The organism is uncultured Dysosmobacter sp. (assembly GCF_947631165.1).
Taxonomy (GTDB): domain Bacteria; phylum Bacillota; class Clostridia; order Oscillospirales; family Oscillospiraceae; genus Oscillibacter.
The window spans coordinates 39,718-52,433 of sequence record NZ_CANRKH010000003.1 but is presented as its reverse complement, the minus strand read 5'-3'; the positions used below and the strand labels follow the sequence as shown (position 1 = coordinate 52,433).

Below are 12,716 nucleotides of genomic sequence, written 5' to 3'. Positions count from 1 at the left end.
CCAATCTATCATGATCATGATAAAATCTCTGTTAACAAAAAAGATAGATCCTCTTGGCAGGGATTTTAACCCAGATAAGCTGTCCGCATCAAATCGCAAAGGAGCATTTATCATGAACTACAAAAAATGGCTTGCAGCCCTGCTGGCGGCCGTAATGTGCGCCGCCATCCTGACTGCGTGTTCCTCCACGCAGCCGGAGACCCCGGCCTCCGATGAAACCAACACGGACCAGCAGCTTCCGGATGAAACCGTCAGAGACCTGCAAAGCGAGTTCGTGGGGCCTTCTCTGGGAGAGTTCACGACCCAGGATGTCAATGGGAATGCGTATACCCAAGACATGTTCAAGGATTATGACCTGACGCTGGTCAATCTCTTCGCCACCTGGTGCACGCCCTGTGTCGCCGAGATGCCGGAGTTGGAGAAGCTGTACCAGCAGATGAAGGAACAGGGAGTGAATGTGGCAGGCTTTGTTTTGGATGTGCGCAATGAGAAGGGCGAGATCGTCCAGGAGGATCTGGAACGGGCGCAGGAGCTTGTGGAACAGACCGGCGTCACCTACCCTGTCCTGCTACCGGACGACACCTACCTGAACGGCCGTCTGACCGGGATCGAGGCGATCCCGGAGACCTTCTTTGTGGACAGGGACGGCAATGTGGTAGGCGGGACCTATGTCGGCAGCAGCGATCTGGAGGACTGGTTGGGGATCGTGGAACAGGAGCTGGCCGCGCTGAACGGTGACGCGTCATGAGGCGGCTGCTCTCTTCCCGCTGGACTGGAGCGGCGGCTGCCGCTCTGGGTCTGGCGATGATGGCCTATGGCGTCTGGCGCGGGGAACTGGCAGTGGTTTTCATGAAAGCCGTCAATATTTGCTTGGAGTGTATCGGAATTGGCTAGGAGGAAAACAAGTGAATGGCCCCGTCATGGGATTCAGGCTCTCTGGGCGCTGCTGACCAACAGCTATCTGGCCGGCTTTCCACGGGGAAAGATTTACAGGGGCAAATTGAAAAATCTCTGTGTACCAGGGATGAACTGTTACTCCTGTCCCGGTGCGCTTGGCTCCTGTCCCATCGGCTCCCTTCAGGCGGTCATCGGGAGCTGGAATTTCAAATTCGCCTTCTATGTGGCCGGATTCCTGGTCTTTGTCGGGGCGCTGATGGGCCGGTTCGTCTGCGGCTGGCTGTGTCCCTTCGGCCTGATCCAGGACCTCCTGCACAAGATCCCCTTTCCAAAGAAGATGAAGACCTTCCGCGGAGACAAGCTGCTGAGGAAATTGAAATACTTTATCCTTCTGCTCTTTGTGATCCTGCTCCCCATGTTCCTGGTGGACGTCATGGGGCAGGGGGCGCCCTATTTCTGCAAGCTGCTGTGTCCGGTGGGCGCGCTGGAAGGCGGTATCCCGCTGGTCCTGCTGAACAGATCCATGCACAGCGCCCTGGGCTGGCTGTATGCCTGGAAGAACGTGCTGCTCATTGTCACGATCCTTCTGTCCGTCATTATCTACCGTCCCTTCTGCAAATACATCTGTCCCCTGGGGGCTATCTATTCCGTATTCAATCCCATTTCTGTATTTCGCTACCGGGCCGACGAGAGCAAATGCACCCGCTGCGGAGCCTGCGCCCGGACGTGCAAGATGCAGGTGGACCCGGTCCAAAACGCGAACCATCCCGAGTGTATCCGTTGCGGTCAGTGCAAGAAAGTATGCCCGACCGGAGCAATCACCTCCGGATGTTTTCAAAAGAGCGCTCAAAAGAACCAAGGCGCGAAGGTCTGCGAACATGAAGAATGACGGCAAATTGAAGTGCGTACGACAATAAAATGATACAGTCAACGCGGGTGAAAAGAAGAAAGTACTCCTTTTCAACCGACGGACCGCTGGTCCGTCGATGCGCAAAGCGCATATGCGTTTCCCATGAAGTCAGGCACAGAGGACCGCATATGCGGCCATGCAATGCTGCCATTGCAGCATTGCATGGAAAAGATTCTTTTAGTGTCTTTTCAACTGTGCCGGCTATAGACGCGCGACATGCTGTGTGCTACAATAAAGACATCACAAAAAGCGGAGGTCCCTCATGGAAAATGTAATTGCGGAGCGCGTGAAACACGCAGCGCTGACAAAAGCACAGCTGAAAATTGCGGACTACTTCGCCCGTTATCCGGAGAAAGTAGGTATCAGTTCTTCCATGGAGGTCGCAAAGGAAATAGGGGTCAGCGACGCATCTATTACACGATTTGCAAGGGCGATCGGATATGATGGCTTTACGGATCTAAAGAACGACATCTATAATAGCCTAGCAATGCAGGCGACTGGAGGGATCGGCACACTTTCACTGACAGAGCGGTTCGATGCAAACAGAGCACAGTTTGCCAGCAGCAGTTCAAAAGCCGATTATTTGCGGCTCCTACGGTTCAATCTGGAGCGTACCTTCCAACAAAACAGTGACGAGCGATTTGATCATGCGGTTTCTATGCTGCTGGAGGCAAAGCACCGCTATGTTGTCGGTTTTCGCGGCTGCCTGGGCGTTGCCAGCCAGTGCGCATGGCTGATGCGGTTTTTGCTGGAGCATGTGATCTCCATTTCCGATGAAGGCCCCGGCGGTATCGGGACGCTGCAGGATATCGGCCCTGAGGATTGTATGCTGCTTTTCTCTCTCAGCCGCTATTATAAAAGCGACTTGCGGCTGATACGGTTGGCGCGGAAACGGGGCGCCAAGATCTGCCTCATTACAAACAGTGTATTGTCTCCTATAGCGGATTTAGCGGATGTCATGCTGCTTGCGGAGACAAAACACATGAGCTTTTTCAATTCTACCGCTGCCCTAAATCTGATCTCGGAGTATCTGATTACGAAATTGTCTCAGATAAGAAGTGATGAATATCATGAAAAGGCCAGCGAGCGGGATAAGTGGACAGAGGATCTCCGATTGTGAGAGGATTAACAATATTGCAAAAAGAGACAGGCAAAAGGCCTGTCTCTTTTTGCAATATTACCAAAAATAATGTCGTATTTATTTCAAACTGTCAATTGACAGTGTATTTACGACGTAGTATTATTTTTGTAAAGCTTACGACATGCGGGCGGATCATGAAGTATACGCTTCGAACAGTTGGCCGCTGTCCGCATTCCGTGAGAACGAGGGAAGGAACAGCCATGACAGTATATCTCAGCGAGTATATTTATCCTGAAGCAGAAAAAAAACTGCGGAAACACGCGAATGTAGTAGACAGCTTTGATCACATTGAGGAAATTGACGCCATCATACTGCGGAATATCCCTGTCACAGCTGAGATGATGGACAAAGCCAAGAAGCTCAAGGTCATTGCAAAGCACGGCGTCGGCTGCAATACCATTGATATCAAGGCTGCGAAGGAACGGGGCATCCAGGTGATCTATACGCCCACCGCAAATGCGGATTCCGTGGCGGAAATGACGGCAGGCCTGTTCCTGGCGATGCAGCGCCGCATCTGTGAGGCTGACGTTATGTGCCGGAACAGCGAGTTTACTACCATCGCGCCCAGAAATTTCCTGGGCACAGAGATCATGGGAAAGACCTTCGGTCAGATCGGCATGGGCAACATCGCCCAGCGCATCGCCCACATCATGAGCGCCGGTTTTGGCGTCAGAGTCCTGGGCTATGACCCCTTCATCTCCGCCGAGGAAGCGGCCAAGCGGGGCTTTGAAAAGGTGGAGACCCTGGAGGCACTGCTGGAGCAGTCCGATATGGTAAACATCAATGTGCCCCTGGTGAAGTCTACGGAGAATATGATTTCCGGAGAGCTGTTCGACCACTTTAAGCCAGGAGCGGTGTTTGTCAACGCGGCTCGTGGGGCGGTCATCAACGAGGATGATCTGTATGACGCACTGGTGTCCGGCAAGCTGAAGGCCGCCGCCTGCGACACGTTTATCCATGAGCCGCCCACGGCAGAAAACAAGCTGCTGTCCCTGAAGAATTTTATCGCCACGCCCCACCTTGGCGGCAATACGGAGGAGGCCCTCCGGAAAGCCGGCGCTGAGGTAGTGGAGGAGACGTTGAACGTTTTGGCTGGGAAAAAACCGGTCCACCCCGCATTTTGAAAAAGAAGGCATATAATAATGAGCGCCTCAAAATATAGAGCCTCATTTTGGACATAAATTAAAAATACGGGAAAAGAAAGGAAAGGGAGAAAACGAAATGAAACGGTCAAATCTTACTAAAAAAATGCAATTTCCAGATGGCATGCTGATTGTACTTGGGGTGATTGTTCTCTGTGTGATTATTACTTGGTTTATTCCGGCCGGTGAATATGCCCGAATCGAAAGTGCAACTGGTCGCCAAATTGTGGACCCGGACTCTTTCAAATTTATTGAAAGCTCTAAAATCAGTCTGCTTAGCATTCCTAGATTTATCGTAAATGCAACGATCGCCCAGGCTGAAATGATTTTCTTTTTGCTGACTATTGGTGGTTGCTATGAAATTGTTATGCACACAGGTGTTCTCCAAGCGATTATTTCAAGAATGACTAAGTGGAAAGTTCGAGATATGGCGTTTGTCCTGATCTTCACACTGGTATTTGCAATTATTGCCGCACCTGCTGGTGGAGTGGTGTCATTCATTGGTTTTGCACCTATCTTTGTGATGATTGCCCGGGCCATGGGATACGATGCTCTAGTAGGCGTGTCTTTAGTGTTGCTGGGAGGCGCTGTTGGTTGTGCCGCTGGGCCTATCACACCTTTTACTACCGGTGTGGCTCAAGAGATCGCAGAGCTTCCGTTGTACTCCGGCCTAGGGTATAGAGTAATTTGCCTGTTAGTGCTGTGGATCATTACGGCACTGTTTATTGTAAGATATGCTAGAAAGATACGGGAAGACCCTTCCAAGAGTCTGGTTTATGAGCTGGAGCAGGAGGAAAAAAATGCGGAGGTCCAGAACAATTACAGTGATAAAATTAGTCCCCGTCAAATCAGCATTCTGATCATTTTTATTTTGGGCTTATGTTTGATTATTTACGGCAGTTTGGAGTTGGGCTGGGGGAACCGGGTCCATATGCAGGTCTATCTGTATCTGACAGTCATTTTGGCTATCGTGGGTGGACTGAATCCTAATGAGACAGTGCGTGTTTTTATTAAGGGCGCTAAGGGTATGCTGGCTGCTGTTCTTGTGCTGGGCCTCTCCCGGGCCATAGGAATGATCCTAGATGAGGCGCATGTGCTGGACACGGTCATCTATGGATGTGCTTTAATGCTCAACAGCCTTCCCTCCTTGCTTCGGGGACCTGCATTGCTGATTGCTAATACCATTGTAAATATATTTATTGTCTCTGGCAGTGGTCAGGCGGCAGCTGTTATGCCTGTCTTTATCCCTGTGGCGGATCTGGTTGGTTTGACACGCCAGACCGCAGTACTGGCATTTAATTTTGGCGATGGATTTTCCAACTGGATTTTGCCGCATTCTGCACCATTGATGGGATTTATTGGCGCTACCAACATTTCTTATGGAAAGTGGTTTAAGTATTTTTGGAGACTGTTCATAATTTGGAATCTGATTGCGATGGTATTGCTGTTTATCGCGCAGGCCATAAATTACGGCCCATTTTAATTGAGCCTGAAGGAGAATGTGCCTATTATGACAAGAGAAGAGATTTTAGCGGCGGCACAGGCTATGGAGGCAGAGTGCATCGCGCTGCGTCGAGAATTTCACGAGTATCCAGAGCTGTCTGGGCAGGAGGACCGGACAATATCCCGCATTTGTCAAGAACTGCGAAGCGTTGGCATAGAACCTATTGAGGTGGAAGACGGTGGTGTCCTGGCAGTCATTCAGGGCAAAGCGCCAGGAAAAACCGTATTGCTCCGCGCGGACGTGGATGCTCTGCCGGTGCAGGAGGATACATGTAATCTGTTGAGGGAAAAGGTTTGCGTCAGCAAAATAGATGGTGTAGGCCATGTTTGCGGTCACGATTGTCACGCGGCCATGCTGGTCTGTGCGGGAAAAATATTGGCTACAAACCGGGATTTTTCAGGACGAGTGATACTGATGTTTGAGCGGGGCGAGGAAGGCGGTAGAAATCTCCGTTATTTGATTGATTACCTGCAAAAGAATCGGTGGGAAATTGACGGTGTATGGGGCATGCATCTCAATAGCGATATTCCAACTGGAAAATTTGCCATTCGAGATGGTATCCTGATGGCTGGCGGCTTGATGTATGATATTACACTGATTGGAAAGGGGGGGCATGGGTCTCGCCCTGATTGGGCAAATAATCCGATTGATTGTTTCAATACCATACAATCTGCGCTGAACACGATTCGGATGCGGGCAGTAGACCCTAACCTCGCGATCACCTTTTCCACTTGTAAAATATCCACCGCTCAACGATCTAATATAATTGGGGATACGTTGACCTTTGGCGGGACGGTCCGGTACTTTGATCTGGAAAACGCCTATCGGCCCTTCTCTTCTATGATGCGCCGCATGATCGACAATATTGCCGCCGCATTTGACTGTCAGGTGACATACAATCAGTTTGAGTGCATTGCTGTGCCGCTGATCAATAATAGTGACTGTTTTCACATTGCCCAAAATGTATTGACAGACCTGTTCGGTGCTGAGAATGTTGTCTCTGGGCCGTTGAAATTCGGATCGGAAACCTTTTCTTATGTGATGAATTTTTGGCCGGGAATGTATTTGAATCTGGGAATAAAGAACCCTGCCTTAGGAAGTGGATCAGGACATCACACAGCAAAGTTCGATGTGGATGAAGCTCAGTTCAAAACAGGCATAGCAGCCCATGTGGGATATTCGTTGGCGTTCCTTTCTCACCAGGGGCCAATTACTGGGTTCAAAAGTTATGATGGAAACATCTGGGACCTATTGAAAGAATAATTTTTAAGTGAAGAGGGACATGCATGAATCTGTTTGATAATACGCTCCGCGACGGCGGCAATGTGGTCGGCCACGGATTCAATGCTGAGCTGACGGTCAGCATCGTCAAGGGCCTGCTGGCTGCGGGCATCCAGGATATTGAGCTGGGCAACTGCAAGGGCCTGGGCGCTTATGACCAACTGGGGGCAACCAATGCCTGCAGCGACGAGGAGTATCTCCGGCTTTTGCAGCCATACCTGCCCCAGGGCCGCATCGGCATGTTCCAGCTGGCCAAATGCGCCAGGGAGGATAACATCAAAATGGCCGCCGATCAGGGCCTGAATTTCCTGCGCGTCGGTTCCAACGCCGGTGATGGCGCAGGCGCAGTAGAGACGATCAAAATGGTGAAGAAGGCCGGCCTGGTCTGCCGGTATTCTCTCATGAAGGCATATGTCCCCACGCCTGAAGAACTGGCCTCCGAGGCAAAAATGCTGGAGGACGCCGGTGTGGATAAGATCACCATCATGGACTCCGCCGGAACCATGTTCCCTGCGGATACCACCGCCTATGTCACCGCACTGAAAAACGCCGTTTCCATCCCTGTGGGCTTCCACGGCCACAGCAACCTGGGCCTGTCCCAGGCCAACGCCCTGGCCGCGGTGGCGGCCGGCGCCGACGAGATCGACTGTGGTTTGCTGGGTATGGCGCGCAGTGCCGGTAATTGCTCCACGGAACTTGCCGCGGCTACGCTGAAAAGAGAAGGCTACCTGCCGGAAGTGGACCTCTATCAGCTGCTGGCCTATCTGGACAATGAGCTGATCCCCGCTATGGAGGCCTATAACTATCATGTGGCGGTGAATCCCACCGATCTGATGCTGGGCCTGGCAGGCTGCCACTCCAATACGCTGCCCATGTTCAAAAAGGTGGCGGAGGAGGAGCAGGTATCCCTGCTGCGCCTGATCGCGGACGTTTCTGCCATTGACCGCAAGGCACCCACCGAGGAGCTGCTGCGCAAAGTCGCCGCAGCGCTGAAGTGAATGAGACGGCCGGCAGGTAAATGAACGGACGGAGATTTTCTCCCGGGCTGGTTGTCAGGCAGTTGATGGTAGAAAGCGTTCATAGATGAACCCGAGCTGTCTTTTGCATATGTAAGACTGCCCTGAAAATTACGCCGCAGGACAAAGAAACCAGCAAAAAACATCCGCTCTTGACCAGAGCGGATGTTTTTCATATGGGAGACGGCACAGCCGCGTGTCTCAAAACAGATCGCTGATGATCTGATCGGAGAGAAGTTCCAGAATATCGAGATCCCAGAGCATTTGAAGGATGGTATACCGGGCGCGTACCTCCTTGCCGTACAGCAGAGTGTTTTTCAGCATTGCCTGATCCACGCCGATCTGCCCGGGGAGACAGGGAGAGTCCAGCGACCGCAGCAGTTCCATGACCTCAGATGAGGCGGGCAGGGCGTCCAGCAGCTCTCGGATCTCATCCCAGTGGGCCTCCATGGCGTCAATACGGATCAGCCGGGCCTGCGTTTCGTTTTTCTGCGCCTTTGCTTCCATGGCGATAACGCCGTCAGCCGCCGGGCCATAGGCGGCGCGGATATGGGCCTCCCAGGCCTGGGTGTCATAGGTGCGGGCGGCGGCGCGGGCCGCGTCAAAATCTACATCGGCGGCTTTCAGCGCTTCCACCAGCTTCAGTACCAACACCGTGCCGACGCCTACCTGGGTCCCATGGGGGACCGGCTTCTGTCCGGCCTGCTCAAACATCATCTCCCAGTAATGGGACATATGGTGCTCACAGCCGGAGGCAGGACGAGAATTTCCATAGAGGCTCATGGCGACGCCGGTCAGGACCAGCCCCTCCATGATCTTGCCCAGCACCGCCGGATCGCGGTCCTTGGCTTTCCCCGCATCCTTCAGCACATCCTGAACACAGCGTTCGACCAACTCCACGATCCGTTCACAATAGTGCTCGCCGGTGATGAGCCGTGCCAGCTTCCAGTCGCACAGGCAGGTGAACTTGCCCAGAAGATCCCCCAGGCCCGCCGCGATCATACGATAGGGGGCGTTCTTGAGAATGTCCGTATCTCCGATGATCGCTGTCGGCGTTTGGGCGTCAAAGGTCGTTTTCAGATTATTGACGTTGAGGGCGGCGATGGACGAGGCGAAGCCATCCATGGGCGCCGCGGTGGCGACTGTGAAGAAAGGACGCTTTGTGCGGTGGCTGAAAAAGCGTGTCATGTCGTTGATGGCGCCGGTGCCGACGGCCACGACCAAATCGCAGTCCTCTGGCATATAGATCAGCAGCTCGCCCACGGTGGCCTCATCAAATCCGGTATGGGCCAGCTTTTGGATGGCTGCCTTGATATTTGCCGCGGACAGCAGCTCCATACACGCTTTTCCGGCAATATCGTAAGTGATGCTGTCACAGATCAGAAACAAGCTGTGAAAGCCCATCTGCTTTGCGAGCTTTGGCAGCTCCACCAGCGCGCCTTTGCCGATGCAGACTGCTTTCAGCGGCGCGTAGTGCTCTTTCCCGCAGGAGCAGGTGAAGTGTGTATCCAGATAATCCCCCAACGCATGGGGCGTTTCGTATAACTCCATAAGAACAGCCCTCTATCCAGCGATTTATGTTTTCTCAGTGCCCCAATCCTTGACCTGATTGACCATGTTGCTGCCCTTCGGCCTGCCGACGCCATGGACCTCAGCCGCCTCATACTGCCGCCACTGCTGCCAGTATTGCTGCCCGAAGATCGTTGCTTCATCATCCCAGGCATCCCGCAGTTCAAACAATCGCCTGCGCAGCCTTGCGGTGATCTCTTCATAACCCGCAATATCATAAAAATTATGGATCTCCCACGGGTCTGTTTCCAGGTCAAACAGCTGGGTCAGCTTCAGATCCTCCGTGCGGTACTCCACCAGCTTATAGCGGCTATCCATAACGCCGCGGATGCGGGACTGGAAGGCCAGATACAGCTCCGGCCGGGTCACGTAGTCCTTATCCTGGAACATGGGCGCAAAGCTGATGCCGTCTACTGATGAAGGGATCTCCATACCGCACAGGTCGCAGAGCGTTGGGAACAGATCCAGCAGATAGACATAGCGTTTGTCGATCTGATCCTTCGGGATTCCCGGACCGCACAGGACCAGTGGAACGCCGACACTGTGCTCGTAGATATTCTGCTTGCCCATCAGGCCGTGCTGGCCGACCGCCAGGCCGTTGTCGCCGGCAAGGACGATAATGGTGTTATCCAGCAGGCCTTTTGCTTCCAGAGCTTCCAGAATATGACCAATACACCAGTCAATATGGCTGATCATGGCATAGTAATCCGCGATGTGCTGCCGGATCGCCTCCGGGCGGCGGGGATATGCTTCCGTGTTTTCATCCCGGCCCTTGTTGGACCAGCCGCAGTTCACCACCGGCATCGCCATATAGTTGGGCGGCAGAGTGATTTTTTCGGGGTCATACATATGCTTGAACTGTTCCGGCATGGTGCGCGGGTCGTGAGGCGCAAGGAAGGAGAGATACAGGAAGAACGGCTGGTCACTGTCGTAAGCGTTGATGTAGTCGACAGCGGCGCCGGAAAACAGATCCGTGGAGTGGATCCCGGCGTTGATCTTCTCCGCCCGCACCTTTACCGGCGTGCTGTTGGCGGAAAAATCAGGGGTAAAGTGAATCTCCCGGCTGTAATCCCCGTCAGGCTTAAAGTCGTTCACCGGCACATTCCAGTGGTCCCACATACCGCCGAAGAAGATGTTCGCTCCGTTGTCAAAGCTCCGCGTGAAGCTCTCGACGCCGTTGTGCCACTTGCCGATCTCCATGGCATGATATCCGTTTTGCAGAAAACACTGTCCCATGGTGACGTCGCAGGGAGGAATATTGCGTCCGCTCTCCTCCAGATGGAACAGGGTCCTGCCGGAGTTTATCATAGCCCGGCTGGGCATACATACCGCTGAAGCCGTACCGCCGGGAATGTGCGCACGGGTAAACGAAGTCCCCATATGTACAAGGCGGTCCATATTGGGTGTCTGGATCTCCTCGTTTCCAAGGGCATGAATGGTGCCGCAGCGCTGATCGTCTGTCAGCAGAAATATAACATTAGGCCTTTTCAATGTGACGTTCCTTTCCCTGCGGGCTTGTCTGGGCACTGCCTGCAGATCATATAGTCTTCAAAAAATGTTTGTTTGAACGAAAGCGCAGCCGTGCGGCCAGCCATCCGCAGCGCTTCGATGGCCGCTCCGTATACCACCGGCATATCGGTGGTCAGCAACTTAGCCTGGGGAGGAGCTACTGCACGCAGCGCCTCCACATATTCTGGATTGGCGGAAAAGAGCCCACCGCCGAGGACCACAGTGAATTGATCCTCATAATATTTGGCCGCTGTGGACACCATTTCCGCAAGATGGTTGATGCCATGGGCGAATATTTTCTCACATACGGCGTCTCCCATGCGCCGTCCCTCAAAGACTGTATAAGCAAGAGATGCGATGAATGGACGCCCTCCGGCATAGATTTCCACGATGGATTCCTCCACCGGCTTGTGGAGGGTCCTATGCAGAAGCTCGTTTAGTACGGTCTTTTCTCCTCGGCCGTCTATGGCCCGCAGAGCCATATACACGGCCTCACAGCCCAGATCAAAGCCGCTGCCGCCAGTGTCGATCAGATATCCCCAGCCCCCAATATGGATGCAGGGTTTTCCTTCAGCCCGAACGAACAAGGATGACCCTGTTCCGGCCACCAGTCCGCAGCCGTCCTGGTGTCCCAGAACGCTAGAGATCACACTGTATGTATCGTCCCATATTTCCAGCTTTTCCACATCCAGTTGGGTGCGCAGCGCTTTGTAAAGCGCATGGCCGCAGTGGCAGTTGCCTGCGATGCCGCCGAATACAGCCGAAACTTTGCCCGGCACACAGCGGCGGACCCGGCCGATGGCCTGCAGCAGCAGATCCTTGGCTGCCTCACTGCCAATGTCCAGAGCATTGCAGCCTGTGGTGACGTCCCGGCATAGGATATGTCCGGCCTCATCAAATAGAAGAGTCTCTGTCTTTGTCCCTCCGCCGTCAATCGCAATAAAATATTCCAGGAGAACACACCTTCTTCCGAAAATTTCGGGCTGCAGAGCCTTTACCACCACTTGATGAGATCTGTGACCTCGTTGCGCAGCTTGATAAAGTCAGGGGCGGAGACTTTTCTGGGCCGGGGCAGATCATTGGTCAGTGACTGCTTGATTTTTGTCGGTTTATTGGTAAGAACGAGGATGCGGTCAGAAAGATAGACCGCCTCTTCAATGTTGTGGGTTATGAAGATGACCGTCGTGCCGGTCGTCTGCCACAGGTTGATCAGCTCGTCCTCCAGATGATACTTCAGCTGCAGGTCCAGCTGGCCGTAGGGCTCATCCATCAGCAGCAGCTCCGGCTCCACGGCAAAGGCGCGGGCAATGACGACCCGCTGGAGCATACTGGCAGAAAGCTGGCGGGGGTAGTAATTGGCGTATTTGCTTAGCCCCACGATGTTCATGACATGGTCCACGCGCTGTCGGGCGGTCTGCTTATCCACATGCTTGATGCGAAGGCCGTAGCTGATATTTTCTTCCACAGTGAGCCACTCCATAGTGGAGTACTCCTGGAAAATGTACGCAATATTCTGCTTCTTGGGGTCGATGGGCTGGCCGCCCAGGGTTATAGCGCCCCGGTCGATATCATAGAGCTTTGTAAGACTGTTGAGGAATGTAGTCTTGCCGCAGCCCGTGGGGCCGACGATGCACAAGAACTCATGCTTCTTGACGTCAAAGGAGATGTCATCAAGAACCAGCAGGTCTCCGAAACTTTTTGTCAGGTTTTTGACGCTGACCATGACTTCTTCAGACATTGCAGTTCT

At 53.2% G+C, this 12,716-nt stretch carries 12 protein-coding genes; 8 read left to right on the top strand and 4 right to left on the bottom strand.

Annotated features, from left to right (window positions below; translation table 11 throughout):
• The first annotated feature begins 112 nt into the window (after window positions 1-112).
• From Q0Z69_RS02385 to Q0Z69_RS02350, 8 genes are all read left to right on the top strand, one after another.
• Complete coding sequence (locus tag Q0Z69_RS02385; RefSeq protein ID WP_298029527.1) at window positions 113-748, top strand: TlpA disulfide reductase family protein; 636 nt, start codon at window positions 113-115, stop codon at window positions 746-748.
• Complete coding sequence (locus tag Q0Z69_RS02380; RefSeq protein ID WP_298029525.1) at window positions 745-894, top strand: CD1871A family CXXC motif-containing protein; 150 nt, start codon at window positions 745-747, stop codon at window positions 892-894. The genes Q0Z69_RS02385 and Q0Z69_RS02380 overlap by 4 nt, the downstream gene beginning before the upstream one ends.
• A complete protein-coding gene (locus Q0Z69_RS02375) occupies window positions 887-1,786 on the top strand; it encodes a 4Fe-4S binding protein (protein ID WP_298029523.1) in 900 nt (299 codons plus the stop codon). The genes Q0Z69_RS02380 and Q0Z69_RS02375 overlap by 8 nt, the downstream gene beginning before the upstream one ends.
• 283 nt (window positions 1,787-2,069) lie before the next feature.
• A complete protein-coding gene (locus Q0Z69_RS02370) occupies window positions 2,070-2,927 on the top strand; it encodes a MurR/RpiR family transcriptional regulator (RefSeq protein ID WP_298029521.1) in 858 nt (285 codons plus the stop codon).
• Window positions 2,928-3,148: 221 nt separating this feature from the next.
• On the top strand, window positions 3,149-4,072 hold the full coding sequence (locus Q0Z69_RS02365; protein ID WP_298029519.1) for a hydroxyacid dehydrogenase: 924 nt from the start codon (window positions 3,149-3,151) through the stop codon (window positions 4,070-4,072).
• Between the two features lie 97 nt (window positions 4,073-4,169).
• Window positions 4,170-5,573, top strand: a complete 1,404-nt coding sequence (locus Q0Z69_RS02360) for a YfcC family protein (protein ID WP_298029517.1) — start codon at window positions 4,170-4,172, stop codon at window positions 5,571-5,573.
• 27 nt (window positions 5,574-5,600) lie between these two features.
• Window positions 5,601-6,857 (top strand): M20 family metallopeptidase, encoded by a 1,257-nt coding sequence (locus tag Q0Z69_RS02355; protein ID WP_298029515.1) that lies wholly within the window; start codon window positions 5,601-5,603, stop codon window positions 6,855-6,857.
• A gap of 23 nt (window positions 6,858-6,880) precedes the next feature.
• Window positions 6,881-7,873: a 4-hydroxy-2-oxovalerate aldolase gene (locus tag Q0Z69_RS02350; RefSeq protein WP_298029513.1), complete on the top strand. Its 993-nt coding sequence runs from the start codon at window positions 6,881-6,883 to the stop codon at window positions 7,871-7,873.
• A gap of 219 nt (window positions 7,874-8,092) precedes the next feature.
• Here Q0Z69_RS02350 and Q0Z69_RS02345 read toward each other — a convergent pair whose 3' ends face one another.
• From Q0Z69_RS02345 to Q0Z69_RS02330, 4 genes are read right to left on the bottom strand one after another with little or no spacing between them, the layout of a single operon-like run.
• On the bottom strand, window positions 8,093-9,442 hold the full coding sequence (locus tag Q0Z69_RS02345) for a sn-glycerol-1-phosphate dehydrogenase (RefSeq protein ID WP_298029511.1): 1,350 nt from the start codon (window positions 9,440-9,442) through the stop codon (window positions 8,093-8,095).
• 24 nt (window positions 9,443-9,466) lie between these two features.
• Window positions 9,467-10,951: a sulfatase-like hydrolase/transferase gene (locus tag Q0Z69_RS02340; RefSeq protein WP_298029509.1), complete on the bottom strand. Its 1,485-nt coding sequence runs from the start codon at window positions 10,949-10,951 to the stop codon at window positions 9,467-9,469.
• On the bottom strand, window positions 10,948-11,973 hold the full coding sequence (locus tag Q0Z69_RS02335) for an N-acetylglucosamine kinase (RefSeq protein WP_298029507.1): 1,026 nt from the start codon (window positions 11,971-11,973) through the stop codon (window positions 10,948-10,950). Before Q0Z69_RS02335 ends, Q0Z69_RS02340 begins: the two co-directional genes overlap by 4 nt.
• Complete coding sequence (locus Q0Z69_RS02330; protein WP_298029505.1) at window positions 11,964-12,707, bottom strand: ABC transporter ATP-binding protein; 744 nt, start codon at window positions 12,705-12,707, stop codon at window positions 11,964-11,966. The genes Q0Z69_RS02335 and Q0Z69_RS02330 overlap by 10 nt, the downstream gene beginning before the upstream one ends.
• Window positions 12,708-12,716: the final 9 nt, after the last annotated feature.